25 protein-coding genes, 1 pseudogene and 1 riboswitch are annotated in these 26,799 nt (G+C 71.2%); of the genes and pseudogenes, 7 read left to right on the forward strand and 19 right to left on the reverse strand.

What is annotated here, in order from left to right; all coding sequences use genetic code 11:
- Positions 1 to 102: 102 nt before the first annotated feature.
- Both ACIQV3_RS13905 and ACIQV3_RS13910 read right to left on the reverse strand, forming a co-directional pair.
- The gene (locus tag ACIQV3_RS13905) at positions 103 to 1,281 is read right to left on the reverse strand and encodes a spermidine/putrescine ABC transporter substrate-binding protein (RefSeq protein WP_403712637.1); all 1,179 of its coding nucleotides are present in this window, start codon (positions 1,279 to 1,281) and stop codon (positions 103 to 105) included.
- Positions 1,282 to 1,407: 126 nt separating this feature from the next.
- Positions 1,408 to 2,847, reverse strand: coding sequence for a gamma-aminobutyraldehyde dehydrogenase (locus ACIQV3_RS13910; protein ID WP_403712638.1), 1,440 nt, complete (start codon positions 2,845 to 2,847; stop codon positions 1,408 to 1,410).
- Positions 2,848 to 3,018: 171 nt separating this feature from the next.
- Here ACIQV3_RS13910 and ACIQV3_RS13915 point away from each other — a divergent pair, with 171 nt between their 5' ends.
- From ACIQV3_RS13915 to ACIQV3_RS13940, 6 genes are all read left to right on the forward strand, one after another.
- A complete protein-coding gene (locus ACIQV3_RS13915) occupies positions 3,019 to 3,522 on the forward strand; it encodes an Lrp/AsnC family transcriptional regulator (protein WP_073910973.1) in 504 nt (167 codons plus the stop codon).
- A gap of 3 nt (positions 3,523 to 3,525) precedes the next feature.
- Positions 3,526 to 4,887: an aspartate aminotransferase family protein gene (locus ACIQV3_RS13920; RefSeq protein WP_327304303.1), complete on the forward strand. Its 1,362-nt coding sequence runs from the start codon at positions 3,526 to 3,528 to the stop codon at positions 4,885 to 4,887.
- 194 nt (positions 4,888 to 5,081) lie between these two features.
- Positions 5,082 to 5,927, forward strand: a complete 846-nt coding sequence (locus ACIQV3_RS13925) for an ABC transporter ATP-binding protein (protein ID WP_403712639.1) — start codon at positions 5,082 to 5,084, stop codon at positions 5,925 to 5,927.
- On the forward strand, positions 5,909 to 6,982 hold the full coding sequence (locus ACIQV3_RS13930; protein ID WP_403712640.1) for a hypothetical protein: 1,074 nt from the start codon (positions 5,909 to 5,911) through the stop codon (positions 6,980 to 6,982). Before ACIQV3_RS13925 ends, ACIQV3_RS13930 begins: the two co-directional genes overlap by 19 nt.
- 26 nt (positions 6,983 to 7,008) lie before the next feature.
- A complete protein-coding gene (locus tag ACIQV3_RS13935; protein ID WP_403712641.1) occupies positions 7,009 to 8,118 on the forward strand; it encodes an LOG family protein in 1,110 nt (369 codons plus the stop codon).
- Between the two features lie 101 nt (positions 8,119 to 8,219).
- Positions 8,220 to 9,131, forward strand: coding sequence for a hypothetical protein (locus ACIQV3_RS13940; protein ID WP_403712642.1), 912 nt, complete (start codon positions 8,220 to 8,222; stop codon positions 9,129 to 9,131).
- Between the two features lie 247 nt (positions 9,132 to 9,378).
- Here the strand turns inward: ACIQV3_RS13940 and ACIQV3_RS13945 are convergent, their stop codons facing one another.
- The 9 genes from ACIQV3_RS13945 to rpsB form a co-directional block, all read right to left on the reverse strand.
- Positions 9,379 to 10,404 carry an ABC transporter ATP-binding protein gene (locus ACIQV3_RS13945; RefSeq protein WP_403712643.1) on the reverse strand — a complete coding sequence of 342 codons (1,026 nt, stop codon included), beginning with the start codon at positions 10,402 to 10,404 and terminating at the stop codon, positions 9,379 to 9,381.
- Positions 10,404 to 12,020, reverse strand: a complete 1,617-nt coding sequence (locus tag ACIQV3_RS13950) for an ABC transporter permease (protein WP_403712644.1) — start codon at positions 12,018 to 12,020, stop codon at positions 10,404 to 10,406. Before ACIQV3_RS13950 ends, ACIQV3_RS13945 begins: the two co-directional genes overlap by 1 nt.
- Before the next feature lie 59 nt (positions 12,021 to 12,079).
- Positions 12,080 to 13,192, reverse strand: coding sequence for a thiamine ABC transporter substrate binding subunit (locus ACIQV3_RS13955; RefSeq protein ID WP_403712645.1), 1,113 nt, complete (start codon positions 13,190 to 13,192; stop codon positions 12,080 to 12,082).
- Between the two features lie 84 nt (positions 13,193 to 13,276).
- Positions 13,277 to 13,385, reverse strand: a riboswitch (TPP riboswitch).
- A 61-nt stretch (positions 13,386 to 13,446) separates the two neighbouring features.
- The gene (rlmN, locus tag ACIQV3_RS13960; protein WP_327304311.1) at positions 13,447 to 14,559 is read right to left on the reverse strand and encodes a 23S rRNA (adenine(2503)-C(2))-methyltransferase RlmN; all 1,113 of its coding nucleotides are present in this window, start codon (positions 14,557 to 14,559) and stop codon (positions 13,447 to 13,449) included.
- 93 nt (positions 14,560 to 14,652) lie between these two features.
- Positions 14,653 to 15,732, reverse strand: coding sequence for a phosphatidate cytidylyltransferase (locus ACIQV3_RS13965; protein ID WP_403712646.1), 1,080 nt, complete (start codon positions 15,730 to 15,732; stop codon positions 14,653 to 14,655).
- Positions 15,732 to 16,289, reverse strand: a complete 558-nt coding sequence (frr, locus tag ACIQV3_RS13970) for a ribosome recycling factor (RefSeq protein WP_112453867.1) — start codon at positions 16,287 to 16,289, stop codon at positions 15,732 to 15,734. Before frr ends, ACIQV3_RS13965 begins: the two co-directional genes overlap by 1 nt.
- Positions 16,290 to 16,339: 50 nt before the next feature.
- Positions 16,340 to 17,119, reverse strand: a complete 780-nt coding sequence (gene pyrH / locus ACIQV3_RS13975; RefSeq protein ID WP_243337648.1) for a UMP kinase — start codon at positions 17,117 to 17,119, stop codon at positions 16,340 to 16,342.
- A 162-nt stretch (positions 17,120 to 17,281) separates the two neighbouring features.
- The gene (tsf, locus tag ACIQV3_RS13980) at positions 17,282 to 18,118 is read right to left on the reverse strand and encodes a translation elongation factor Ts (protein WP_403712647.1); all 837 of its coding nucleotides are present in this window, start codon (positions 18,116 to 18,118) and stop codon (positions 17,282 to 17,284) included.
- A gap of 135 nt (positions 18,119 to 18,253) precedes the next feature.
- A complete protein-coding gene (rpsB, locus tag ACIQV3_RS13985) occupies positions 18,254 to 19,198 on the reverse strand; it encodes a 30S ribosomal protein S2 (RefSeq protein ID WP_403712648.1) in 945 nt (314 codons plus the stop codon).
- Positions 19,199 to 19,450: 252 nt separating this feature from the next.
- On the opposite strand from rpsB, the pseudogene ACIQV3_RS13990 reads away from it, so the two are divergent.
- Positions 19,451 to 19,882, forward strand: a pseudogene (locus ACIQV3_RS13990) (peptidoglycan DD-metalloendopeptidase family protein); the annotation flags it as partial.
- Between the two features lie 132 nt (positions 19,883 to 20,014).
- Here ACIQV3_RS13990 and ACIQV3_RS13995 read toward each other — a convergent pair.
- The 8 genes from ACIQV3_RS13995 to lepB form a co-directional block, all read right to left on the reverse strand.
- A complete protein-coding gene (locus ACIQV3_RS13995) occupies positions 20,015 to 20,572 on the reverse strand; it encodes a TetR/AcrR family transcriptional regulator (RefSeq protein ID WP_403712873.1) in 558 nt (185 codons plus the stop codon).
- 105 nt (positions 20,573 to 20,677) lie between these two features.
- Positions 20,678 to 21,511, reverse strand: a complete 834-nt coding sequence (gene whiG / locus ACIQV3_RS14000) for an RNA polymerase sigma factor WhiG (RefSeq protein ID WP_403712649.1) — start codon at positions 21,509 to 21,511, stop codon at positions 20,678 to 20,680.
- A 209-nt stretch (positions 21,512 to 21,720) separates the two neighbouring features.
- Positions 21,721 to 22,965 carry a DNA-processing protein DprA gene (gene dprA / locus ACIQV3_RS14005; protein ID WP_403712650.1) on the reverse strand — a complete coding sequence of 415 codons (1,245 nt, stop codon included), beginning with the start codon at positions 22,963 to 22,965 and terminating at the stop codon, positions 21,721 to 21,723.
- On the reverse strand, positions 22,962 to 24,584 hold the full coding sequence (locus ACIQV3_RS14010) for a YifB family Mg chelatase-like AAA ATPase (RefSeq protein WP_403712651.1): 1,623 nt from the start codon (positions 24,582 to 24,584) through the stop codon (positions 22,962 to 22,964). Before ACIQV3_RS14010 ends, dprA begins: the two co-directional genes overlap by 4 nt.
- Positions 24,584 to 24,955 (reverse strand): YraN family protein, encoded by a 372-nt coding sequence (locus ACIQV3_RS14015; protein WP_403712652.1) that lies wholly within the window; start codon positions 24,953 to 24,955, stop codon positions 24,584 to 24,586. The genes ACIQV3_RS14010 and ACIQV3_RS14015 overlap by 1 nt, the downstream gene beginning before the upstream one ends.
- 164 nt (positions 24,956 to 25,119) lie before the next feature.
- Complete coding sequence (locus ACIQV3_RS14020) at positions 25,120 to 25,428, reverse strand: DUF2469 domain-containing protein (RefSeq protein WP_005311352.1); 309 nt, start codon at positions 25,426 to 25,428, stop codon at positions 25,120 to 25,122.
- A gap of 55 nt (positions 25,429 to 25,483) precedes the next feature.
- Entirely contained in the window at positions 25,484 to 26,017 is a 534-nt protein-coding gene (locus ACIQV3_RS14025; protein WP_403712653.1) for an NUDIX hydrolase, read from the reverse strand.
- Positions 26,007 to 26,783, reverse strand: coding sequence for a signal peptidase I (lepB, locus tag ACIQV3_RS14030; protein ID WP_403712654.1), 777 nt, complete (start codon positions 26,781 to 26,783; stop codon positions 26,007 to 26,009). The genes ACIQV3_RS14025 and lepB overlap by 11 nt, the downstream gene beginning before the upstream one ends.
- Positions 26,784 to 26,799 lie beyond the last annotated feature (16 nt).

Genomic DNA, 26,799 nt, shown 5'->3' on the forward strand with positions numbered 1-26,799 from the left:
GCCTACGCAGCTTTCTGAACATGTTCAGCAAAATTCCTGAACATGTTCAGTTCCGCTGCGGGATCGTGACCGGTCCCCACCCCTCACAGACCGACGAGGCCGTCAGAGACCGACGATGCCGTTCCAGCGCTTGGCGAAGGACGAGCGCTCGGCGGAGGAGATGTCGCGGGCCACGACGAGCCGCTTGCGCATGTCCTCGTCGGGGAAGATCAGCGGGTTCTCGGCCAGTTCGGCGGTCTCCGGGTCGTCCGAGGCGGCCAGCACCTCGCGGGCGGCGGGGACCGGGCAGACGTAGTTGACGGAGGCGGCGAGCAGCGCGGCCACCTCCGGGTCGTAGTAGAAGTCGATGAGCGCCTCGGCGTTGGCCTTGCGCGGAGCCAGGTTGGGGATGAGCAGGCTCTCCGCCCAGAGTTCGCCCCCTTCCTCGGGGACCACGAACTCGATGTCGGGGTTGTCGGCCTGGAGCTGGATCGCGTCCCCGGAGTACGCCTGGCAGGCCAGTACGTCGCCCTTGCTCAGATCGGAGGTGTAGTCGTTGCCGGTGAAGCGGCGGATGTGCTTCTTCTTCACCATGCTCTCGACCTGGTCGCACATCCGGTGGAAATCGGTTTCGGTCCACCGGGTCACGTCGGCCCCGTTGCCCTGCATCAGCAGGGAGAAGGACTCGTCGAGGCCGGAGAAGAGCGTGACCTTGCCGGCCAGGTCCGGTTGCCACAGGTCCTTGACGGACTTGATCTCCCGGCCCAGCGCCTTGCGGTTGTAGGCGATGCCGGTGATCCCCGACTGCCAGGGCACGGTGTGCAGCCGGCCCTCGTCGAAGGCGGGCGAGCGCAGTTGCGGGTCCAGGTGCTTCGACACGTTCGCCTGCGCCGAGCGGTCCATCTTCTGGGCCCACCCGAGGTGGACGAAGCGGGCGGCCATCCAGTCGCTGACCACGACCACGTCGTGACCGGTCTGCTGGTGGTTCATCAGCGCCGGGCTGATCTTGCCGAAGAACTCGTCGTTGTCGTTGATCTCCTCGGTGTACCGGACCTCGATGCCGGTCTTCTCCGAGAAGGCCTCCAGGGTCGGGCGCCGGCTCTCGTCCTCTTCGTCGGTGTCGATGTAGAGGGGCCAGTTGGAGAAGGAGACGCTCCGGTCGGCGACGGAGCGGTCCCGGCCCTCCCGCCGGTTCTCTGGGACGTACGCGGCCGGGACACCACAGCCGGCGAGGCCGGCCAGCAGGCCCGCGGCACCGAGGCCGCGCAGCGCCGCACGGCGGGAGAAGGCGAGTTCAGGCATGGACAAAGCCTCGGTGAACGCCGAAGGGGCGGCAATAGACATGTTGTCTACTGCCCGCCCCTTCAAGGCTGTGACCTGGCCGATGCGGCGGCCGTCAGACCGCCCGCCCGCCCGCCCGGCCTTCGATCAGCCGTCGAGCGAGGTCATGACGTGCTTGATGCGCGTGTAGTCCTCGAAGCCGTAGGCGGAGAGGTCCTTGCCGTAGCCGGACTTCTTGTATCCGCCGTGGGGCATCTCGGCGACGAGCGGGATGTGGGTGTTGATCCACACGCAGCCGAAGTCGAGGTTCTTGGACATCCGCATCGCGCGGCCGTGGTCCTTGGTCCACACCGACGAGGCGAGCGCGAACTCGACGTCGTTCGCGTACGCCAGGGCCTGGTCCTCGTTCGTGAAGGACTGGACCGTGATGACGGGGCCGAAGACCTCGTTCTGGATGATCTCGTCGTCCTGCTTGAGGCCCGAGACCACGGTCGGGGCGTAGAAGTAGCCCTTCTCGCCGACCTGGTGGCCGCCCGCCTCGACCTTGGCGTGGGCGGGGAGCCGCTCGATGAAGCCCGCGACCTGCTTCAGCTGGTTCGGGTTGTTCAGCGGACCGTAGAGCACGTCCTCGTCGTCCGGCTGACCGGTCTTGGTGTCGGCCGCGTTCTTGGCCAGCGCCGCGACGAACTCGTCGTGGATCGACTCGTGGACCAGTACGCGACAGGCCGCGGTGCAGTCCTGGCCGGCGTTGAAGAAGCCCGCGACGGCGATGTCCTCGGCCGCCTTGGCGATGTCGGCGTCCTCGAAGACCACGACGGGGGCCTTGCCGCCGAGCTCCAGGTGGACGCGCTTGACGTCCTTGGAGGCGCTCTCGGCGACCTGCATGCCCGCGCGCACCGAGCCGGTGATGGAGGCCATCGCCGGAGTGCGGTGCTCGACCATGGCCCGGCCGGTCTCGCGGTCGCCGCAGACGACGTTGAAGACGCCCTTGGGCAGGATCGAGCCGATGATCTCCGCCATCAGGATGGTGGAGGCCGGGGTGGTGTCCGAGGGCTTGAGGACCACGGTGTTGCCCGCGGCGATGGCCGGGGCGAACTTCCAGACGGCCATCATCATCGGGTAGTTCCACGGCGCGACCTGCGCGCAGACGCCGACCGGCTCACGGCGGACGATCGAGGTCATCCCCTCCATGTACTCGCCGGCCGAGCGGCCCTCCAGCAGGCGCGCGGCGCCCGCGAAGAAGCGGATCTGGTCCACCATCGGCGGCAGCTCCTCGCTGGCCGTGAGGCCGAGCGGCTTGCCGGTGTTCTCCGATTCGGTGGCGACCAGCTCGTCCGCGCGGGCCTCGAAGGCGTCCGCGATCTTCAGCAGGGCCTTCTGGCGCTCGGAGGGGGTCGCGTCGCGCCAGGCCGGGAAGGCGGCGGCGGCCGCGGCCATGGCGGCGTCGACGTCCGCCTGGCCGGAGAGGGGGGCGGTCGCGTACGCCTCGCCCGTGGCGGGGTTGACCACCTCGGTGGTCCGCCCGTCGGCGGCGTCCTTGAACTCCCCGCCGATGTAGTTGCGCAGACGACGCAGTTCGGTGGTCACTACAGCCACACTCCTGTGATCACATGTCCAATGGTTGAGACAGCTACCCAGCCTAGCCTCTCAGACGCCGTTTTCGACAGGCCCACACATCACGAACTACGGAATCAGTGAGATCTGACTCCCGAAACAACGAATTACATCGTTCTCGCCTTGCGGAACAGACGACTCCTCGTGCACAGTGAGGTCGTGGTCAGTCGAAGCGCAGATTCCAGGAACAGACAACCGTCCCCTTCGGTCGATGCTGTGTCCCTGGCGATCATCGAGCAACTGCAAGAGGACGGTCGCCGTCCTTACGCGGCGATCGGCAAGGCCGTCGGCCTGTCCGAAGCGGCGGTGCGCCAGCGGGTTCAGAAGCTGCTCGACCAGGGCGTCATGCAGATCGTCGCCGTCACCGACCCGCTCACCGTGGGGCTCCGGCGCCAGGCGATGGTCGGCATCAACGTCGAGGGAGACCTCGACCCCGTGGCCGACGCGCTGACCGCGATGGCCGAATGCGAGTACGTGGTGATGACCGCGGGCTCGTTCGACCTGATGGTGGAGATCGTCTGCGAGGACGACGACCACCTGCTGGAAACGATCAACAAGAAGATCCGTGCGCTCCCCGGCGTGCGATCAACCGAAAGCTTCGTTTACCTGAAGCTGAAGAAGCAGACCTACATGTGGGGAACGAGATAGCCCGTGAGCCAGGACCTCTCCAAGACCGCGTACGACCACCTGTGGATGCACTTCACCCGCATGTCGTCCTACGAGAACTCGCCCGTCCCCACCATCGTGCGGGGTGAGGGCACCTACATCTTCGACGACAAGGGCAAGCGCTACCTGGACGGTCTCGCCGGACTGTTCGTGGTCAACGCCGGTCACGGCCGCAAGGAGCTGGCCGAGGTCGCCTACAAGCAGGCGCAGGAACTCGCGTTCTTCCCCATCTGGTCGTACGCGCACCCCAAGGCCGTCGAGCTCGCCGAGCGCCTCGCGCACTACGCCCCGGGCGACCTGAACAAGGTCTTCTTCACCACCGGTGGCGGCGAGGCCGTCGAGACCGCCTGGAAGCTCGCCAAGCAGTACTTCAAGCTGCAGGGCAAGCACACCAAGTACAAGGTCATCTCGCGTGCGGTCGCCTATCACGGCACCCCGCAGGGCGCCCTGTCCATCACCGGCCTGCCGGCCCTCAAGGCCCCCTTCGAGCCGCTGGTCCCCGGCGCGCACAAGGTGGTCAACACCAACATCTACCGCGCCCCGATCTACGGCGACGACCCCGAGGCCTACGGCCGCTGGTGCGCCGACCAGATCGAGCAGGAGATCCTGTTCGAGGGCGCCGACACCGTCGCCGCCGTCTTCCTGGAGCCGGTGCAGAACGCCGGTGGCTGCTTCCCGCCGCCGCCCGGCTACTTCCAGCGCGTCCGCGAGATCTGTGACGAGTACGACGTCCTGCTCGTCTCCGACGAGACGATCTGCGCGTTCGGCCGCCTCGGCACGATGTTCGCCTGTGACAAGTTCGACTACATCCCGGACATGATCACCTGCGCCAAGGGCATGACCTCGGGCTACTCCCCGATCGGTGCCTGCATCATCTCGGACCGCCTCGCCGAGCCGTTCTACAAGGGTGACAACACCTTCCTGCACGGCTACACCTTCGGCGGACACCCGGTGTCCTCCGCGGTGGCGCTCGCCAACCTCGACATCTTCGACAAGGAAGGCCTCAACCAGCACGTGCTGGACAACGAGGACGCCTTCCGCTCGACGCTGGAGAAGCTGCACGACCTGCCGATCGTCGGCGACGTCCGCGGCAACGGCTACTTCTACGGCATCGAGCTCGTCAAGGACAAGGCCACCAAGGAGTCCTTCACGGACGAGGAGACGGAGCGCGTGCTCTACGGCTTCCTCTCCAAGGCGCTCTTCGAGAACGGCCTGTACTGCCGCGCCGACGACCGTGGCGACCCGGTCATCCAGCTGGCCCCGCCGCTGATCGCCGACCAGGGCACCTTCGACGAGATCGAGGGCATCCTGCGCCGCGTGCTCACCGAGGCCTGGACCAAGCTCTAACCAGCCCGCGTCCTCCCACCGTCCCGCAGGCGGCAAACTGCCGGACCACACGGCCCGGATCCTCCGTTCGAGTGAGAACGAGGGGGTCCGGGCCGTGTGCTGTCACCATCCAAGACGTTCATCTCTTTACATCTCATTGCGGCGCCAGTGACCAAGCGGGCTCCGCTTCGTTCCCCCGGACGGAGGTGTACGCCATGGTGGCTCCACGGGACAACGCCGCGCTGGCCAATGTCCGGCCCGACACTGTCCGACCCGACCATGTCCGGCCCGACAGTGCCCGGCCCGACAGTGCCCCGCCCCAGGAAGATCTGCTCTGGGCACGGTCCCTGCACTACTCCCACAGCGGTTCACCGGGCCTCATCGGGGTCTCGGTCGGCGTCCGCGCGGGAGAGATCCTCGCCGTCACCGGCCCCCGGGGCAGCGGCAAGACCACGCTGCTGCGCTGCCTGTCCGGACAGCTCCGGCCCGAACAGGGCGAGGTCTGGTTCAACAGCGTCCCCGTGCACACCATGGGCACCCTGGCCCGCGAGCGGCTGCGCCGCGACCGGTTCGGCTGGATCGGCCCCGAGCCGGAGCTGCTGCCCGAGCTCCGGGTCTGGGAGAACGCCGCCCTGCCGCTGCTGATCGCCGGCGCGAGTCACCGCACCGCCAAACGGGCCGCCTGCGAATGGCTGGACCGCCTCGACATCGGCGCCTTCGCCCGCAAGCACCCCGGCGCCCTCAACCGGGCCGAGTCCCAGCGCGTGGCGCTCGCCCGCGCCCTCGCACACCTGCCCGCCGTGGTCTTCGCCGACGAACCCACCGCCCCGCTGCACCGCGCCGAGCGCTCCCTGCTGCTGCGCACGCTCACCACGGCCGCCCGCTCCCACGGCATCACCGTGCTGCTGGCCACCCACGACGAGGAGACCTCGGCCGTCGCCGACCGGCACTTCTCCCTGCTCGACGGCCGACCCGCCGCCGCGGCAGCCGCGGCCGGCCTCTCCTCCCCCTCCGTCCCCCAGCCCCCGGAGGACCAGGCCGCGTGCTCGCTCTCCGCCTAGCCCGCGGCTCCCGGCCGCTGGTACAGCTGCGCCGGCTGCTCGTCGCCGCCGCGTCGGCCGGCAGCGGCTTCCTGCTGCTGTACGTGCTCGCGCAGGCCACGGCCCGGCCCGCCGGATCGTTCCCGCAGCTGCTGTGGGCCCTGGTCCCCCTCGCCGTCACCGTCCAGTTCGCCGTCGCCGTGGCCCGTACCGACCCCGCGACCCGGCCCCTGGAGGGGCTGGACGCCGCCGGGCTGGGTCCCGTACGGCTCACCCTGGTCGCGACGATCTCCACCGCCGTGGCCTGCGCCCTCGGCAGCGCCGTGGCCCTCGCCGTCTTCCTCCACCTGCGCGGGGACGTGACCGGGCTGCCCTTCGACGGCGCCGGGGCCGGGCTGCTCCACGCCGACCAGCCCCTGCCCGTGGCGGCCGCCCTCACCCTGCTGGCCCTGCTTCCGCTGGCCGCCTCGACCGCCACCGCCCTCGCCCTGCGCCCGCACCCCCGGCCCGCTCCGCAGACCGCCCTGCCCTGGGGCATCGCCCTCACCGCCTGCGGACTCGCCGCGCTGGCCTTCGCCCGCCCCGGCGGAGCCGGCGTGCCCGCGGGCTGGGCACTGACCGCCCTCGGACTGGCCCTCGCCGGTCCGGGCCTGGCCTACGCCTGCGGGACGCTGGTCCAGGCCGTCCGCCCGGGCGGGCTCCGGCTGCTGGCCGGGCGGGCCCTCCAGGAGGAGGCCCCCCGGCTGGGCGCACCCCTCGGTGTCCTGTGCGCCGTCGGGGCCGGCGCCCTCAGCGCCGTGGCCCTGCGCGACCACGGCGGGCTCCAGGTCCCGCTCGGACCGCTGACCGTCCCCGCCGCCGCCCTGGTGGCCCTGTGCGCGGCCGCCTCCCTGTTCACCTCCGCGGTCGAGGTCCATCAGGCCCGGGCCGCCACCCGCGCAACCCTGGCCGGGATCGGCGCCCCGGGCAAGGTCCTCCGTACGGCCGCGACCGTACGGGCCACCGCGCTGGTGGCGGTGTGCCTGCCGCTCAGCTGGGGTGTGTCACAGCTGACGTCGCTGGCATTGACCCGCTGAGGCGGGCAGACCTTAGGGTGGGCCGAATGGTCAACCCACACATCGAGACCGACACAGAGATCGAGACGCTCGCCGAATTCGACCGGGTGGTCGCCAGGGGCTCCCTCAGCGGCTACCGGATCCAGTCGGTCAACCTGCTGGAGCGGACCTTCGCCCTGCTGTCCGCCGACACCTCGTCCGCCGTGTTCCTGGGCTGCGCGATGGAACCGGACGCCTCGGTCAAAGTGCGCGCGGACGGCGCCCTGGTCTTCCCGCCCGTCCCCGACCTCCCGTTCAACCCGTACCGGGGGCTGCTCTACACCCCGGAGGAGCTCTTCACCGGGCTGTCCGCCGGCTACGAGGCCACCCCGGACGCCGAGGCGTACGCCTGGTTCCAGGAGACCAAGGCGGACGGCGACATCTACTCCTCGATGCTGCGCTCCATCCACGACGACGCCATCTCCGACGCCCTCGACGAACACCTCGTGGACGCCCGCGTCGTCGGGGTGATGGGCGGCCACGCCATGGTCCGCGGCGGCGACGCCTACCGGGGCGCGGCCGAGCTCGGCCGGACGCTGACCCGCTCCGGGCTGACCGTGGCCACCGGCGGCGGCCCGGGCGCCATGGAGGCGGCCAACCTCGGCGCCTACCTCGCCCCGGCCCCCGACGAGGCCCTGCCCGAAGCCCTGCGGATGCTGGCCAAGGCCCCGTCCTTCACCCCGTCCGTCTCCGACTGGGCCCGCGCGGCCTTCGCCGTACGGGAACGCTGGCCGGCGGTCGCCGGCGGCGACTCGGTGGGCATCCCGACCTGGTTCTACGGACACGAGCCGCCGAACCCCTTCGCCGGGCACATCGCGAAGTACTTCGCGAACGCCACCCGCGAGGACGGGCTGCTGGCACGGTCCAACGCGGGCGTGGTCTTCCTGCCCGGCGCGGCGGGCACGGTCCAGGAGATATTCGACAACGCGACGCCCAACTACTACGAGTCCAGGAGCGAGCCGACGCCGATGATCCTCGTCGACCGCGTCCACTGGACCGAACGGCTGCCCGCCTGGCCGCTGCTCCAGGCGCTGGCCCGGGGCCGGGCGATGGAGTCCCGGATCGCCCTGGTCGACTCGGTGACCGAGGTCCCGGCGGCCCTCGCCGCGATGAGCTGACCGCGACAACCTGAGCCGGTCAGGCAACTTCCCGCCCCTTTTCCACGTCTGGAAGAGGTACGCACTACGTAAAACCTGCCAGACGTGAACGGAGCCCCCGGGTGCTCATTGGCCTGCTGACCGCTATCGCGGCGTCCATCTGCTACGGCACGGGATCCGTCCTGCAAGCCGTGGGCTCCCGGCGGGCGGCCAGGATGTCGCCCGCCGCCGCCGGGGTCACCCAGCACGGCGGCCCGAACCTCAGCTCGACGGCGAAGGCCGCGATGACCTGGGAGTTCATCGTCGGCACGATCCTGGACTTCGTGGGCTTCGGCCTGGGCGCCCTGGCCGCCCGCCTCCTGCCGCTCTTCCTGTCCCAGACGGTCATCAGCGCCAACCTGGTGATCACCGCAGTGCTGAGCGTGAAGATGCTCGGCATCCGGCTGACGCGGAAGGAATGGACCTCCATCGGGGTCGTCTGCGCGGCCCTGGTCCTGCTGGCGACGGCGGCGGGCCACGAGGGCGGTCACTACGCGCCGGCCGCCACGCACTGGTGGCTGCTGGCCGTGACCGTACTGATCATCGTGGGCGGCACGGTGGCGGTACGTTTCCTCGGCGCCCGCGCCGCGATCCTGGCGGGCCTGCTGTCGGGTCTGGCCTTCGGCGCGCTGGGCGTCGGGGTCCGCATCCTGAACGGCGTCGAGCCGTTCTCGTTCCCCTCCCTCCTCTCCGACCCGGCCCTGTACGCCATCGTCCTGGCCGGCGTCGGCGGCATGTACCTGCACACCGTGGCGCTCCAGATCGGCTCGGTGAACGGCGCCACCGCCGCCCTGGTGGTCGGTGAAACCGTGCTCCCCGGCGCGATCGGCGTGCTCTGGCTCGGCGACGCGTCCCGCCCCGGCATGGCCTGGCTGGCGGTCCTCGGCTTCGTCCTGGCGGTGACCGGCGCGGTCGCGGTCGCCTGGTACGGCAACCACGAGGGCGCGGACGGCGACGTCCCCACCCCGGAACCAGCTCCGGCCCCGGTCGGCTGAAGCCTTTCAGTCGTCCGGCGTTCGAGGACCGGGGTCTGGGGCGGAGCCCCAGGGGGTCCGGGCGCAGCCCGGTACCCCTTCCCAGCCCGTCCGGCGCTTGAGGACCGGGGTCCGGGCAGAGCCCGGGGAACGGTGGAAGGGCGGGTAGGGGAACTCCGCCCCGCGCAGCGGCAAACGTCGCAGCGGGGAACTCCGCCCCGCGCAGCGGCAAAGGTCGCAGCGGGAACTACGCCCCGCGCAGCGGCCCCTACTCCCCCGGCAGCACGACCACCTCGGCCGGGGCGAAGGTCACCGCGACCCGGTCCCCGACCGCCGGCGCCCCCACGAGATCGCACTCCGCCTCAAGCCCCGGCCCCACCTCGGGCCGCAGCAGCAGCGCGACATGCGTCCCCCTAAAGGTCCGCGACACCACCTCGCACCCCAGCCCGCCCTCGGGCGACAGCAGGACCCCCGCCGGCCGGATCAGCACCTGACCGTCCCCGTCCCCGGCCCCCGCCGGGACGGTCACCTTCCCCCACGGAGTCGAGGCGACCCCACCCGACACCACCGCCGGCACCACGTTCTCGAAGCCCAGGAACCGCGCCACGAACTCCGACGCCGGCCGTTGCCACACCTCCAGCGGGGTCCCCGCCTGCGCGATCCGCCCGTCCCGCATGACGATCACCCGGTCGGCCAGCGCGAACGCCTCGCCCTGATCGTGCGTGACGGCCAGCACGGTCGTGCCCAGCCGCGCGAACAGCCCCCGCAACTCCACCACCAGCCGCTCCCGCAGCCCGCGGTCCAGCTGCCCGAGCGGCTCGTCCAGCATCAGCAGCCGCGGCGAAGGCGCCAGCGCCCGCGCCAGCGCGACCCGCTGCTGCTCACCGCCGGACAGCGAGGCCACCGCCCGGCCCTGCGCCCCGGGCAGCCCGACGAGCTCCAGGAGCTCGGTGACCCGGGCCTCGGAGGCCTGCTTCGAAGCGCCCCGCATCCGCAGCCCGAAGGCGACGTTCCCGCCCACGTCCCGGTGCGGGAACAGCTGGTGGTCCTGGAACATCAGGCCCACCCCCCGCCGGTGTACGGGCACCGCGGCCTGGTCGGCGCCGCCCAGCAGCACCCTCCCGCCGGCGACGGGCTGGAGCCCGGCCACCACTCGGAGCAGGGTGGACTTGCCGCTGCCGCTGGGCCCCAGCACGCACACGATCTCGTGTTCGGCGACCGCCAGGTCCACGGCGTCCACGACCGCGCGCTCACCGAAGCGGACCGACACCCCTTCCAGCTGAAGCAGGGTCATCAGAACTCTCCGGAGGTCTTGTCGGGTCGCAGTCGCTCCAGCGCCAGCAGGGACACCGCGCACACCAGCATCAGGATCGTGCTCAGGGCCATCGCCTGCCCGTAGTTCATCTCCCCGGCCCGCCCCAGCAGCCGGGCCACGGCGACCGGCAGCGTCGGACGGTCGGGCCGCGCGATGAAGACGGTCGCCCCGAACTCCCCGAGGGACACCGCGAAGGCGAAGCCGGCCGCGATCAGCAGGGCCCGCCGCACCATCGGCAGGTCCACCTCCCGCCAGGCCCGCAGCGGTGAGGCGCCGAGCACGGCGGCGGCCTCCCGCAGCCGCCCGTCCACCGCGCGGAGCACCGGCAGCATGGTCCGTACGACGAAGGGAACGCCCACCAGCGCCTGCGCCAGCGGCACCAGGATCCACGAGGTCCGCAGGTCCAGCGGCGGCTCGTCGAGGGTGATGAGGAAGCCGAAGCCGACGGTGACGGCCGACACCCCCAGCGGGAGCATCAGCAGCGCGTCGAAGCCCCGTACGAAACGGCCCGCGCGCCGGGTCAGCGCCGCGGCCGCGAGCCCTCCGACGACCAGCGCGATGGCGGTGGCGGCGAGGGCGTACTGCAGGGAGTTCCAGATGGCCTCCAGCGGCGGCACCAGGAACGTTCCGCCGCCGGCGCCCACCTCCTGGAGGGCCCGGTAGAAGCCGAAGCCGTAGCCGCCGGGGGCGTCCAGCGAGCGCTCGACCAGCACCGCCAGCGGCGCCACGATCAGCAGCGCCACCGTCAGCAGCACCCCGCCGAGCAGGGTGCGCTGGGCCCAGCCGCGCGGCCGGTGCGTGGTCCGCCCCGGGTCGACGAGCCGCAGCGCGGTCTCCCGCTTGCGCACGGTCCGGGCGTGCACGCCGAGGATCGCTCCGATGGCCGCGAACTGCACCATCGTCAGCACCGCGGCCGTCGGCAGGTCCAGGAGCTGCGCGGTCTGCCGGTAGACCTCCACCTCCAGGGTGGAGTACGCGGGCCCGCCGAGGATCTGCACGACGCCGAAGGAGGAGAACGTGAACAGGAACACCATCAGCGAGGCGGCGGCGACGGCCGGGCCCAGCGCGGGCAGCGTCACGCGCCGCCAGGCGGCGAACCGCCCGGCGCCGAGCACCCGGGCGGCCTCCTCCTGACGCGGATCCAGCTGGGCCCACAGTCCGCCGACCGTGCGGATGACCACGGCGTAGTTGAAGAAGACGTGCGCGAGCAGGATCGCCCAGACGGTCGTGTCGAGGCGGATCCCCCACACCTCGTCCAGCAGACCGTTCCGCCCCACGAGCGCGAGGAAGGCGGTGCCGACCACGACCGTCGGCAGGACGAACGGCACCGTCACGAGCGCCCGCAGCAGTTGTTTGCCGGGGAACTCGAAGCGCGCGAAGACGTACGCGCCGGGGAGCGCGATCAGGAGCGTGAGCGCCGTGGACGCGAGCGCCTGCCAGGTGGTGAACCAGAGCACGTCGCCGATGTCGGGCCGGGCCAGCACCTCGCCGATCCGGCCGAACTGCCAGCCCGCGTCGGTCTTGAGCCCGCGCCCGACGATCGCGGCCACGGGGTACGCGAAGAACAGCCCGAAGAAGACGAGCGGCACGGCCATCAGGCCGAGCCTGACGGCCGTGGCCCGCCCGCTCTCCTTCGGTACGGAACGGGGCCGTCCTACTTCACGACGAGCGTGGTCCACGCCTTGACCCACTGGTCGCGGTTCTTGGCGATGGCCTCCGGGGCGACCGTCTCGGGCTTCTCGATGACCACGCCGTGCTTGGTGAACAGCTCGGGCAGCACCGCGTCCTTGGTCACCGGGTTCACGAACATCTGGAGCGGCATGTCCTCCTGGAACTTCTTGGAGATCAGGAAGTCCAGGAGCGCCTTGCCACCCTCCTCGTTCTTCGCGCCCTTGAGCAGACCGGCGAACTCGGTCTGCCGGAAGCACGTGCCCGTCGAGACGCCCGTCGGGGCCTCGGCCGGCTGCGGCTCGCCGTAGAGGACCTCGACCGGCGGGCTGGAGGCGTAGGAGACGACCAGCGGGCGGTCGCCCTTGGCCTTCTTGCCGCCCGCCGAGCCGGAGAAGCGCTCGTTGTAGGCCTGCTCCCAGCCGTCGACGACCTCGACGCCGTTGGCCTTCAGCTTGCTCCAGTAGTCCTTCCAGCCCTCGTCGCCGTACTTGCCGACGGAGGCGAGCAGGAAGCCGAGGCCGGGCGAGGAGGTCGTGGCGTTCTCGGTGACCAGCAGGTTCTTGTACTCCGGCTTGATCAGGTCGTCCAGCGTCTGCGGCGGGGCGAGCTTCTTGTCGGCGAAGTAGGCCTTGTCGTAGTTCACGCAGATGTCGCCGGAGTCGACCGGGGTGACCCGGTGCTCCTTGTCGAGCACGAACTCGGGCTTCACGCCGGCCAGCCCCTTGGCCTCGTACGGCGTGAAGATGCCGTTGTCGAGGGCCCGGGACAGCAGCGTGTTGTCCACGCCGAAGAAGACGTCGCCGCGCGGGGAACCCTTGGTGAGGATCTCCTGGTTCAGTGCCGCGCCCGCGTCGCCGGACTTCAGGACCTTGACGGTGTAGCCGCTCTGCTGCTCGAACTCCTTGAGGACCGTGTCGGTCACGTTGAAGGAGTCGTGCGAGACGAGGGTGATCGTCTTGACGGTACTGGACTTGGACGCCGGGGCGTCGGACGCCCCGGCGGACTTGTCCTTGGCGTCGCCGCCGCAGGCGCTGAGCGTGGTGACGCCGAGCGCGGCCGCGAGCGCGACGCCCGCCATCTTCTTGGTGGTGCTCATTGGTGCATTCCTCCTGGGATGTCCAGGAGAAGACGCGGCCCTGCCCGGCGCTCTGTGGAGCGGACGCCGGGCAGGGCGCAACAGCTTGAGTGATGACCGAACTTCCTACCCCGAATGACCGGGGCGAGGTTCAGAGGGTCTGCGGTGACGGTTACCGCACTCTCAGCGCTGTGGCGCTCCCCTGTCGGAATATGAAATTGGTTGTTCGGCCACAGGGTACCCCGCGGCCGAATGCCCACCTCAATTGGCGGAAATCAGCGCTCCGAGGCGGCGAGCTGGCCGCACGCGCCGTCGATCTCCTGGCCACGGGTGTCGCGTACGGTCACCGGCACTCCGTGGCGGGCGATGGCCTCGACGAAGGCCTTCTCGTCCTCGGGCCGCGAGGCGGTCCACTTCGAGCCCGGCGTCGGGTTCAGCGGGATCAGGTTGACGTGCACGCGCTTGCCCTTGAGCAGCCTGCCGAGCAGGTCACCGCGCCAGGCCTGGTCGTTGATGTCGCGGATCAGGGCGTACTCGATGGAGATCCGGCGGCCGGACTTCTCCGCGTACTCCCAGGCCGCGCCGAGCACCTCGCGGACGTTCCAGCGGGTGTTCACGGGGACCAGGGTGTCGCGCAGCTCGTCGTCCGGGGCGTGCAGGGAGACGGCGAGGCGGCACTTGAAGCCCTCGTCGGAGAAGCGCAGCATCGCCGGGACCAGGCCCACGGTGGAGACCGTGATGCCGCGCTGCGACAGGCCCAGGCCGTCGGGCTCCGGGTCGGTCAGGCGGCGGATGGCGCCGACGACGCGGTTGTAGTTGGCGAGCGGCTCGCCCATGCCCATGAAGACGATGTTCGACAGCCGGGCGGGCCCGCCGGGGACCTCGCCGTCGCGCAGGGCGCGCATGCCGTCGACGATCTGGTGGACGATCTCGGCCGTCGACAGGTTGCGGTCCAGACCGGCCTGGCCGGTGGCGCAGAACGGGCAGTTCATGCCGCAGCCGGCCTGCGAGGAGATGCACATGGTGACCCGGTCCGGGTAACGCATCAGCACCGACTCGACGAGCGTGCCGTCGTGCAGCTTCCACAGGGTCTTGCGGGTGGTGTCGTCGTCGCACGAGATGTGCCGCAGGACGTTCATCAGGTCCGGCAGCAGCTCCTGCTGGAGCTTCTCGCGGGACGCGGCGGGGATGTCGGTCCACTCGGCCGGGTCGTGCGCGTACCGGGCGAAGTAGTGCTGGGAGAGCTGCTTGGCCCGGAACGGCTTCTCACCGATCGCGGCGACGGCCTCCCGGCGCTCCTCGGGCGTGAGGTCGGCGAGGTGCCGGGGCGGCTTCTTCGCTCCACGAGGGGCGACGAAAGTGAGCTCTCCCGGGACAGGGCGGGCCATGGCAGGTACTCCTTGTAAGACGAAAGGCGCGCCGCAGAAGCAGCGCGCCTTTCAAGAGTAACCGCCCCGCCTGTACGGGCGCCTTTTCGCAGGTCAGCCGGTGCCGACGAACAGCGCCAGCAGCAGCCAGACCACCGGGGCCGTCGGGAGCAGGGAGTCCAGCCGGTCCATGATGCCGCCGTGGCCCGGCAGCAGCGTGCCCATGTCCTTGATCCCGAGATCCCGCTTGATCATGGATTCCCCGAGGTCACCGAGCGTGGCGCTGACGGCGACGGCGAAGCCGAGCACCAGGCCCTGCCACCAGACGCCCCCGTCGATCAGGAACTCCATGCACAGCGCGCCGGCGCCCATCGCGAAGGCCACCGCGCCGAAGAGCCCCTCGCGGGTCTTTCCCGGGCTGATGCGCGGGGCGAGCTTGGTCTTGCCGAAGCGCCACCCCACCGCGTAGGCCCCGGTGTCGCTGACCACGGTCAGGAGCAGGAAGGTGATCACCCGCTGCGGCCCGTCGTCGGCCCTGAGTAGCATCGCGACGAAGGTGGCCAGGAAAGGCACGTAGAACGCCGCGAAGGCGCCCGCCGTGACGTCCCGGAGGTAGTCCTCGGGCGGCTCGGTCATCCGCCAGACGAGCACCGCCAGCACCGTCAGCGCCATGGCCACCCAGGCACCCTCGGCCCCGCGGACGAATCCGGCGATGACCATGGCCGCGCCGCCGATGGCGAGCGGGACCAGCGGGGCCTTGATGCCCTTCTTCTCCCGCAGCCGGGAGGTGAGCTCCCACAGGCCGACGACGACCGCCACGACGACGACGCCGACGAAGACCGCCTTGACGATGAGCAGCGAGGCGAAGATCACCGCGCCGAGGCCCACTCCGACCCCTATGGCCGCCCGCAGGTCCCGCCCGGCCCGCTTCTTCTGAGGCGGGGGCGAGGCGTCCTGCGGTGCCGGCGAAGGCGGGGTCGGCGGGGGGCTGGGCATGGGCTCCTGCGGCGGTGTATCGGCGCGGAAGAGGGGGCCGCCGTCAGCGGCGGCCCCCCGATCGCGTGCTTCCCGGTCGTCGAAGTCACGGCCGGCGGCATCGGGCACGATGGGCATGGGCCGAGTGTGCGGGCCCACCAGCGCATCGTAGGCAGGACCCGCCGGAACCGGCTCCGGCTGCCAGGAAGTGTCGTTCATCAGACTTCGAGGAGCTCGGCTTCCTTGTGCTTGAGCAGCTCGTCCACCTGCGCGACGTACTTCGCGGTGGTGTCGTCGAGCTCCTTCTCCGCGCGGCGCACCTCGTCCTCGCCGGCTTCCTTGTCCTTGACGAGCTTGTCGAGGGCGTCCTTCGCCTTGCGGCGAATGGCGCGGATCGACACCTTGGAGTCCTCGGCCTTGGTGCGCGCGACCTTGATGTACTCCTTGCGGCGGTCCTGCGTCAGCTCGGGGAAGGTCACCCGGATGATGCTGCCGTCGTTGCTGGGGTTGACGCCCAGGTCGGAGTCGCGGATGGCCGTCTCGATGTTGCGCAGGGCGCTCTTGTCGAACGGGGTCACGATCGCCATGCGCGGCTCGGGGACCGAGAAGGAGGCGAGCTGGTTGATGGGCGTGATGGCGCCGTAGTACTCCGCCACGATCTTGTTGAACATCGCCGGGTGCGCACGGCCGGTGCGAATCGCGGCGAAGTCTTCCTTGGCGACGACGACGGCCTTTTCCATCTTCTCCTCGGCCTCGAGGAGGATCTCTTCGGTCACCACGTGCTCCTGCATGTCAGAAATGGATGGTTCAGGCGGACGGGGCCTGCTCAGGCCCGGGTGCCCTGGTCGCTCACGAGCGTGCCGATCTTCTCACCCTTGACGGCTCGCGCGATATTGCCCTCGGCGAGCAGCTCGAAGACCAGAATGGGCAGCTTGTTGTCGCGGCACAGCGTGATGGCGGTGGCATCGGCGACCTTGAGGTCGCGCGACAGCACCTCGCTGTACTCCAGCGCGTCGAACTTCACCGCGTCCGGGTTCTTCTTCGGGTCGGAGTCGTAGACCCCGTCGACGCCGTTCTTGCCCATGAGCAGGGCTTCCGCGTCGATCTCCAGGGCGCGCTGGGCGGCCGTGGTGTCGGTGGAGAAGTAGGGCATGCCCATGCCGGCGCCGAAGATGACGACGCGGCCCTTCTCCAGGTGGCGCACGGCGCGCAGCGGGATGTACGGCTCGGCGACCTGGCCCATGGTGATGGCCGTCTGGACGCGGGAGTCGATGCCTTCCTTCTCCAGGAAGTCCTGGAGGGCGAGGCAGTTCATGACGGTGCCGAGCATGCCCATGTAGTCGGACCGGGCCCGGTCCATGCCGCGCTGCTGGAGTTCGGCGCCGCGGAAGAAGTTGCCACCGCCGATCACGATCGCGATCTCCGCGCCGTCGCGGACCACCGCGGCGATCTCGCGGGCGATGGCGTGGACCACGTCGGGGTCGACGCCGAGTCCTCCGCCACCGGAGAAGGCCTCGCCCGACAGCTTCAGCATGAAGCGGCGGCCCTTCTTGTCCTGGTCGCTCTTGTCGTCGGAAGCGGTGTGGGTGTCCACGCCCTGATTCATGGAGATCTCCTCGTGCACATACGAAGAAGGCCATTGCCGGTGGGTCCTCGCGGTTCCCTCTGCGGCAATGGCCTCCTCGTCAGATCTGCGGTCGCCCTGCGCGAACGCGGGCGACTGCTTCAGACCCTACCGGGGTCCGGTGTCCGTCGCGTACGGACGGACTCAGATGCCGACCTTGATGCGCGAGAAGCGCACCAGGGTGACACCGGCCTCGTCCAGAACCTTCTGGACGGACTTCTTGGCGTCCAGGGCGTAGGCCTGGCCGAGCAGCGTGTTGTCGCGGAAGAAGCCGTTGACACGACCCTCGACGATCTTCGGCAGCGCGGCTTCCGGCTTGCCCTCGGCGCGGGTGACCTCTTCGGCCACGCGACGCTCGGACTCGACGATCTCGGCCGGAACGTCCTCGGCGGACAGCCACTTCGGCGCGAACGCGGCGATGTGCTGCGCGACGCCGCGGGCGACCTCGGCGTTCTCCTTGTCGAGCTCGACGAGGACGCCGATCTGGAACGGCAGGTCGGGCATCGTGCGGTGCATGTACGCCGCGACGTAACCGCCGGTGAACTGCGCGAAGCGGTCCAGGACGATCTTCTCGCCGAGGTTGGCGTTGGCCTCGTCCACGAACGCCTGCACGGTCTTGCCGGGCTCGATCTCGGACACCAGGAGCGCCTCGACGTCGGCCGGGGAAGTGGCGGCGATGTGCTTGGCCAGCTGCTCGGTGACCGCCTGGAACTTGTCGCCCTTGGCGACGAAGTCCGTCTCGCACTTCAGCTCGACGAGGACACCAGAGGTGCTGTCGTCGGAGATGACGGAGACGACGGCACCGTTCTCGGCAGAACGGCCTTCGCGCTTGGCGACGCCCTTCTGACCCTTGATACGGAGCGCCTCGACGGCCTTGTCGACGTCACCGTCGGCCTCGACCAGCGCGTTCTTGCAGTCCAGCATGCCGACGCCGGTGAGCTCGCGGAGCTTCTTGACGTCAGCGGCGGTGTAGTTCGCCATGAGTCTGTGATTCTCTCTCGAAGTCGTAGATCTACGGGTGAACGGCGGAGGAGGCGCGCTTGTGGCGCGGCTCCCCCGCCGTCATCGTCCGTGCTGTGAGTGCCCGGCGCATGAACGCCGGGCGCTCTCAGTGGGTCAGGCCTGCTCGGCGTCGGCGGCCGGAGCCTCGACGTCGGCCTCGGCGACGACCTCGGCCTCGGCGGCCGGAGCGGCCTCAGCCTCGGCCTCGACGGCGGGGGTCTCGACAGCGGCCTCGGCCGGAGCGGCCGCGGCCTCGACCGACTCGTCGGAGTCAGCCTTCTTGTCGCCCTCGAGCAGGTCGCGCTCCCACTCGGCGAGCGGCTCGGCAGCGGCCTTCTCGCCCGGCTTCGAGTCGCCAGTGGCGGCACCGGAACGGGCGATGAGGCCCTCGGCGACGGCGTCGGCGATCACGCGGGTGAGCAGGGTGACGGAGCGGATCGCGTCGTCGTTGCCCGGGATCTTGTAGTCGACCTCGTCGGGGTCGCAGTTGGTGTCGAGGATCGCGACGACCGGGATGTGGAGCTTGCGCGCCTCACCGACGGCGATGTGCTCCTTCTTGGTGTCGACGATCCAGACGGCGCTGGGGACCTTCGACATCTCGCGGATACCACCGAGGGTCTTCTCCAGCTTGATCTTCTCGCGAGAGAGGACCAGGAGCTCCTTCTTGGTGAGACCCGAGGCGGCGACGTCCTCGAAGTCGATCGCCTCAAGCTCCTTCAGACGCTGAAGGCGCTTGTAGACGGTGGAGAAGTTGGTGAGCATGCCACCCAGCCACCGCTGGTTGACGTAGGGCATACCAACGCGCGTCGCCTGCTCGGCGATGGCCTCCTGGGCCTGCTTCTTGGTACCGACGAACATGATGGAACCGCCGTGGGCGACGGTCTCCTTCACGAACTCGTAGGCGCGGTCGATGTACGACAGCGACTGCAGCAGGTCGATGATGTAGATGCCGTTGCGCTCCGTGAAGATGAAGCGCTTCATCTTCGGGTTCCAGCGGCGGGTCTGGTGACCGAAGTGGACGCCGCTTTCCAGCAGCTCCCGCATCGTTACGACGGCCATGGCCATCTCCTTGTTTTCTCGGTTTGGTTCCTGACGCCCCTGTCGCGCCCTGCCCCCGCAGAGGGGACCGAGAGACGCTGTCACCTGGCCCTGAGGGGCCGGTGCTGGGGCGTGCGAAGTCGACCCGGTGACCCGGATCGCCACAAGAAGTGTACGGGACCCGGTGGCATGCCGGATGACGCGGTTGTCCACAACGCCCGGCCCGTCCACAGGCCCCGGCGCGGCCGGCTCCGGGGCGGGACCCTGACCCCCATGACGAAGCTGCTGCTCACCCTGGTCCTGACGCTCGGCCTCTCCCTGAGCCCGCCCGCACCCGCGCCGGGGCCGCCACCCGCTCCGGGCGCCGCGGGGGAGTTGGGGGCCACGGGGGGCTCGGGGGCCACGGGGGTCTTCGGCGGACGCCCGCTCCCCGCGCCCCTCACGGTGGTGCGCTGGTGGGACCCGCCGCCGACCCCGTACGCGGCGGGCCACCGCGGGGTGGACCTGGCGGCGCCGGTGGGCGCGGAGCTCCGCGCGGTCGGTCCGGGCCGGGTCCACTTCGCCGGCCCGGTCGCGGGCCGCGGCGTGCTCTCGCTGACCCTCCCGAACGGCCTGCGCACCACGTACGAGCCGGTCCGCCCCCTGGTGGCGCAGGGCGCCGAGGTCACGGCGGGCCAGGTGGTGGCCGTCCTCACGGACGGCGCCCACTGCCCCCGCCCCTGCCTCCACTGGGGCCTCCTCCGCGCGGAGGCCTACCTCAATCCGCTGGCGCTGCTCCCCCGCCCGACACCCCGCCTGCTGCCCCTCGCCGGGACCCGGAGCCGGCCGCGGAGCGGGTCAGCCCCCGACGCCCCGCAGGGCCATGGCCACCGCCGCGTCCGTGACGACGACGGGGTCTTCCCCCGTGCCCGCCTCGATCCGCCGGACGGCGGCGTCCACGACGCCCTGGAGCAGCATCGCGGCCAGCCTCGGCTCCGCCTGTCCCAGCGCGCCCAGCGCCTCCACGATCATCGCGATGAGGCTCCCGTGCGCCGCGCGGATCTTCTCCCGCGCCCCGGCGTCCAGCTCGCTCGCCGAGATCGCCACCACCGCCCGGTGCCGCTTGTCCCCCACCAGCCCGAGCTGGCTGCGCACGTACGCCTCGATCTTCGCTTCCGGCTCCCGCGCCTCGGACATCGCCGCCTCGATTTCGGCCGCCCACACGGGGAAGTCCACCGCGCAGAGCTCTTCGACGACGGCCGCGCGGGACCGGAAGTACTCGTACACGGAGGACCGGGCGAGGCCGGTCCTCTCGGCGAGGGCGGGGAAGGTCAGCGCTTCCGTCCCCCCTTCGGACAGCAGGGAACGGGCAGCGTCCAACAGGGCGCCGCGCTGCATCGACCGGTGCTCGGCCACGGAGGCCGCTCGAATCCTGGGCACGCGTCCACTCTACGGATGTACCGCAAGGCCGTCGCACGGTCCCGGCCCCCGCCTCCGCTCCCGCGGCCCGATACCAGCGGGTCAGCGCCCGACGTCCGCCAGCTTCGCCCTGAGCTGCAGGACCGACTTGGTGTGGATCTGGCTGACGCGACTCTCGGTGACCCCGAGGACGTTGCCGATCTCGGCGAGCGTGAGCCCCTCGTAGTAGTAGAGGGTCACCACCGTCTTCTCCCGCTCGGGCAGCGTGTTGATGGCCCGCGCCAGCAGCCGGCGCAACTCCCGGTCCTCCGCGACCTCCACCGGGTCGTCCGCGGCGGTGTCCTCCAGGGTGTCCATCAGGGAGAGCCGATCCCCCTCACCGCCCACGTGCAGCAGCTCTTCCAGGGCGACCACGTTCGCCAGCGACAACTGGCTGAAAACGGCGTGGAGATCCTCCACTCCGATGCCCATCTCACCGGCGACCTCGTGCTCGGTCGGGGTGCGCCGCAGCTGGGCCTCCAGCGTGGCGTAGGCGCGTTCCACGGCGCGCGCCTTCTGCCGCACCGAGCGGGGGATCCAGTCCAGGGCCCGCAGCTCGTCGATCATCGCGCCGCGGATGCGGGTGATCGCGTACGTCTCGAACTTGATGGACCGTTCGATGTCGAACTTCTCGATGGCGTCGATCAGTCCGAAGACTCCGGAGGAGACGAAATCGGCCTGCTCCACATTGGGCGGCAGGCCGACGCTGACCCGGCCCGCCACGTACTTCACGAGGGGCGAGTAATGCAGGATCAGCTGCTCCCGCAGCCGCTCGTCACCCGAGTCCTTGTACGAGCGCCACAGCACCTCCAGCGACGAGGGCGCGGTGGACCGCTCGCTGCCGCGCGCAGCGGGGGGCACCGCAGCGCGGTCGGACCCTGAGGTGTGCTGGGGCATGCTTCGCCTTTGCCGGAGCCGGATTCCTTGGGAGCGTAGCGTGACGGGAGTGTCGCGGTGCGCGAAGAGTACGGGATCGCGCAGGCCCGCAAGGGCGCCCCGACTCGCGCGGGCGACCCGGGACCGGCGCCTGGCGCACGGTCCCGGCGGGTGCCACCGGGAGGACCGCGTCTCTCATCGGCTTCACTCTTTCACCGGAACGCCCCAGGTCAACGACCGCCTCGCCGGGTGGCTCCGCTTTCCGCTCCTCCTCTCGGCCGCCTCGAGAGCAACTGCCAGCCGTCGCCCTGCCGTTCGACGAACCCCAGAGAGTGAAGTTCGTACAGTCTGCCGATGACTTCATCGGTGCCGGTGCCCGCCGCCAGGGCCAGTTCCTCCAGGCCGGCGGGGCGACCCGCCGGAAGGGCTTCGAGGACCCGGACCGCGCCGGGGCCCAACAGGTCCCGGGCGATCACGGGGCCCCGCCGCTCGGGGGCCAGCTCCCCCATCGCGCCGACCAGCTCGATCACCTCCGCCGCGTCGGTAACCAGTGAGGCCTCGCCGCGCAGCAGTTCGTGCACACCGGCCGAGAGTCCGCTGGTGGCCGGGCCCGGGATGCCCATGGTGATCCTCCCCAGCGCCTGGGCCCGCCGGGCGGTGACCAGGGACCCGCTGCGGTGGGCCGCCTCCACGACCACGGTGCCCCGGGTCAGGGCGGCGATGACGCGGTTGCGCAGGACGAAGCGGCTCGGCGTGGGATGGCTGCCGGGGGGCAACTCACCGAGGAGCAGGCCCTGGGCGGCGATCCGGCCGAGCAGTCCGGCGTGTCCGCGCGGGTAGGGCACGTCCACCCCGCAGGCCAGCACGGCGACCGTGGCTCCGCCGGCGGCGAGGGCGCCGCGGTGGGCGGCGCCGTCGATCCCGTAGGCGGCGCCCGAGACGACCACCCAGCCGTGCTCGGCGAGTTCACCGGCCAGACCCTGGGCCATGTGCGCCCCGTACGGGGTACACGCGCGGGCCCCGACCACCGCCACGGAGCGCAGCGCCCAGGCCCGCAGGCTCGGCCCGCCGCGCACCCACAGCCCGACGGGCCGGGCGTCGCCGAGGTCGTCCAGCTGACTCGGCCACTCCGCCGACCCCGGGCAGACGAACCGTCCCCCGCACTCGGCGGCGGCGGCCAGGTCCCGCCGGGGATCGGCCGCCGCGGCCCGGCGGCGGTATCCGGCGAGCCGCTCGCCGCCGACTCCGGTCAGCGCCCCGGACTCCGGTTCGGGCCCGGTCAGCAGCCGTATCAGCCCGACGGCCCCGTACGTCCGCAGCCAGCGCCCGCCGTGCTCCTCCCCGGGCTCCAGGACCCGGGTGAGCGCGGCCCGCGCGAGCACCTCGCCCGCACACCCGGCCTCCGCCTCGGCCACCGGCTCGGCCTCCTCCTCTGCCGCCGCCCCGGCCTCCTCCTGCGGCTCCGCGGCGGTCATGAGGCGGCCCCCAGCCTCGCCGAGGCTCCGCGCGCGATCCCGGTGCGCAGTTCGAGGGCGACCGCCACGTCCAGGGCGTCGGGGCGGTCCCGGCTCCTGAGGTCGGCCACCGTCCAGGCGACCCGGAGCACCCGGTCGAGCCCCCGCGCGGTCAGCAGGCCCCGCTCGAGGTCCCGTTCGGCCTGGGCCAGTGCTCCCGGCGCGGCCGGCCAGCGGGTCCGCAGCTCATGGCCCGGCACCTCCGCGTTGAGCCGCCAGGGCGTGCCGTCGAGCCGCGCGGCCGCCCGGTCACGGGCCTCCCGCACCCGGGAAGCGACCTCTGCCGTGGCTTCGCCTCGGCCGCCGCGCCCCAGCAGATCGGAGCGGGTGACCGGCTCGACCTCCACCCGCAGGTCCACCCGGTCCAGCAACGGCCCCGACAGCCGGGCCTGGTAGCGCCGGACCACCGAGGCCGGGCAGTCGCATCCGGTCCCGTGCAGGGTGTGCCGCCCGCAGGGACAGGGGTTGGCGGCCAGCACCATCAGGAACCGGGCCGGTAGCCGTACCACCCCGGCGGCGCGGGCGATGACCACGTGCCCCGCTTCGAGGGGCTGCCTCAGGGCGTCCAGGGCCTTGGTGCTGAACTCCGCGGCTTCGTCGAGGAACAGCACCCCCCTGTGGGCCAGGGACACCGCTCCGGGCCTGGCCACCCCGGCCCCTCCCCCGACGAGGGACTGCATGGTCGCCGAGTGGTGCGGGGCGCAGTACGGGGGCCGGGCGACGAGCGGTTCGCCCGGGGGCAGGATTCCCGCGACCGAGTGGACGGCCGTGACCTCCAGTGAGTCCTGTCGGGTGAGCGGGGGCAGGATCCAGGGGATCCGCTCGGCCAGCATCGTCTTGCCCGCGCCCGGCGGTCCGCTCAAGAAGAGGTGGTGACCCCCGGCGGCCGCCACCTCCAGGGCCCGGCGTGCCGCGTGCTGTCCGGCGACGTCGGCGAGATCGGGGAAGTCCCGCCCGTCGCCGTCGCGGGCCACCCCCGTGCCGAGTCCGGCGCCGGGGACCACCAGCCCGGCGAGCATCGGGTCCGGCCGCCCGGGCGGATCCGGCGGATCCTCCTCGGGGACCTCCCCGTCGGTGAGCACCGCGATCAGCTGCCGCAGGCTGCGGACCCCGAGCACCGAGACGTCCGGGACGAGCATGGCCTCGGCGGCGCACTGCTGGGGAACCACGACCTGGCGGTATCCGGCCTCGGCGGCGGCGAGCACGGCCGGCAGGATCCCGCGGACGGGACGCACCCGGCCGTCGAGCCCCAGTTCCCCGATGAGGACGAGGTCGGAGATCACCTTGGGGTCGACCACTTCGGCGGCGCCCAGGACGGCGGCCGCGACAGCGAGGTCGAAGCCGGCGCCACCCTTGGGTACCGACGCCGGGCTGAGGCCGACGGTGAGCTTCTTCTGCGGCCAGGCGGCTCCCGAGTTCACGACGGCCGCCCGGACCCGGTCCCGGCTCTCGATCAGGGTCTTGTCGGGCAGCCCCACCAGGGCGAAGGTGGCGACCCCGGGCTCCAGGTCCGCCTGCACCTCCACCACCACGCCGTCGACGCCCACGAGGGCGACCGAGCAGGCCCGCGCGAACCCCATCAGGCCGCCCCCCTGACGTGCTCCACCACGGGCCCGCCGCGCCGCGGCAGGAGGACCCCGACGAGGTCGATGCGCACCCCGCCCGGGGGTGGTCCCCCGTGGTCGGCCAGCCAGCGCCCGGCGAGCCTGCGCAAGCGCTCGGCCTTGGCGGGCCGCAGCGCCGCCATGGGATGTTCGAACGCCCCCGCCCGCCGGGTCTTGACCTCGCACACGACGAGGGCGTCCCCGTCCCGGGCGACGATGTCGATCTCCCCGCCGCGACACCGCCAGTTCCGCGCGATCACGGTCATCCCGGCCTCGGTGAGCCGCCGCGTCGCGAGGTCCTCGCCGTACCGTCCCAATGCCTGCTGTGCCACGCCCTTCGCGTTCATCCGGCACCACCTCCGACACCGACGGTCCCGCACCCCCGCCCACCCAGTGGATCTTGGTGGACAGCCGGGGCGATGTGGACAACCGCATCACCCCGGCGAGGGACAAAGGGTCGGAGGAGGGGGCGGAGGAGCGGCCGAAGGAGTGGTCGTAGGAAGGGAGGGGATCAGCTGCCCGGAAGTTCGAGATCGCTCTTGTTGAGCTCCTCGATGTTCACGTCCTTGAAGGTCAGCACCCGCACCTGCTTGACGAAGCGAGCCGGCCTGTACATGTCCCAGACCCACGCGTCGGCCATCGAGACCTCGAAAAAGACCTCCCCCTGCACCGAGTGCACCTGCATCTCGTAGTCGTTGGTGAGGTAGAAACGGCGTTCGGTCTCGATCACATACTTGAACAGCCCGACGACGTCGCGGTACTCGCGATAGAGCTTCAGCTCCATCTCGGTCTCGTACTTCTCGAGGTCCTCGGCACTCATGGCATGTTCCCCTTCAGCCGTGCGTCCCCCTATTGTGCGCCAGGCCCGTGCGCCCCTAAACGATTTCCGGGGCCAGGTTCACGGGCGCACCCGGGGGACCGTCGTCGAGCAGCGTGCGGAGCAGCTCTGCGAGTCTGGTCGGGTACACCGTCTCATGGGCCGCAAGAAGTTCCTCGGAGGTCCACCACCTGGTGCCCGAGACGCTGCGGCGCTCCAGCTCGGTGAGGCCGCCCAGCACCGTCGCGGTCTGGCTGGTGCGGGCCAGGAAGTACCACTCGTCCTGCTCCCAGCGGCGCCCGTCGAAGGGGAACGAGCAGTACCGGTGCCACAGCACCGGGCCCAGTTCCACGTCGGTGATCCCGGTCTCCTCCGCGAGCTCGCGCAGCGCGGCCTGTTCCCGGGTCTCGGCCCCTTCCAGGCCGCCGCCCGGGGTGAACCACCAGTCGTCCGCGGGGTCTCCCGGCTCGAAGCCGCGCAGCAGCAGGATCCGGTCCTCGGGGTCCAGCAGGATCACCCGCGCCACCTTCCGCGGCCCGCCCGACCCGGAACCCGCCCCCGGCTCCGGCCCCGCCGTCGCGTCAGCGGGCATCGGCCGGCTCCCGCCTCCGCCCGCGCCCGAAGACCCGTACGACCGGCCCGTACGCGGCTCCGAGCACGACCAGGGCGGCGCCGACCACCACCGCGGCCACCTGGAGCAGCAGGGGCCCCGCCGTCGAGGTCCCGCCGGGCAGGGCGGCGTAAGCCTTGGGCCGCTCCACCATCGACATGGCGGGCCACGCGACGGCGTCGACGCGGGCCATCACCGCCGAGCGGGGCACCGTCCCCTGGCCGGCCTCCTCCAGGTGTGCGCGCGAGTCCAGCGAGGCTCCGCGCCGGTCGCCGAGCAGGAAGAGGTTGCCCTCCGGCACCGTCACCTCGAACGGCGTTCGGGAGGCGGCCCCGCCCGAAGCGCCCTCCAGGTCGAGCTTCTCCGTCTCGATGTACGGCTCGTCCAGCTCCTTGCCGTTCACGGTGAGCCGGCCGCCGTCACCACAGCACTTGACCGTGTCCCCGCCGATCCCGACGACCCGCTTGACCATCGGCGAATCGCTCCACTGCCGGTCCTTGAAGACCACCACGTCCCCGCGGCGCACCTCGCCACCGCCGATGCGCTGGGCCAGCATCCGGTCTCCGGGCTTCACCGTCGGCACCATCGAGTCGGTCGGCACCGTGTACGGCTGGTACACGACGGCTCCCCACACGAACCCGCCGAGGAAGAGCACAAAGCCGATGGCCACGGCGATTCCCGACAGCACGCTGCCGAGAGCACCGCGGCCATCGCCGTCACCTGCTCGTATTGCTCGTGTTCCGCCCATTGCAAGCGCCCCCACA

It is taken from the genome of Streptomyces sp. NPDC099050, assembly GCF_044759865.1.
Taxonomy (GTDB): Bacteria; Actinomycetota; Actinomycetes; order Streptomycetales; family Streptomycetaceae; genus Streptomyces.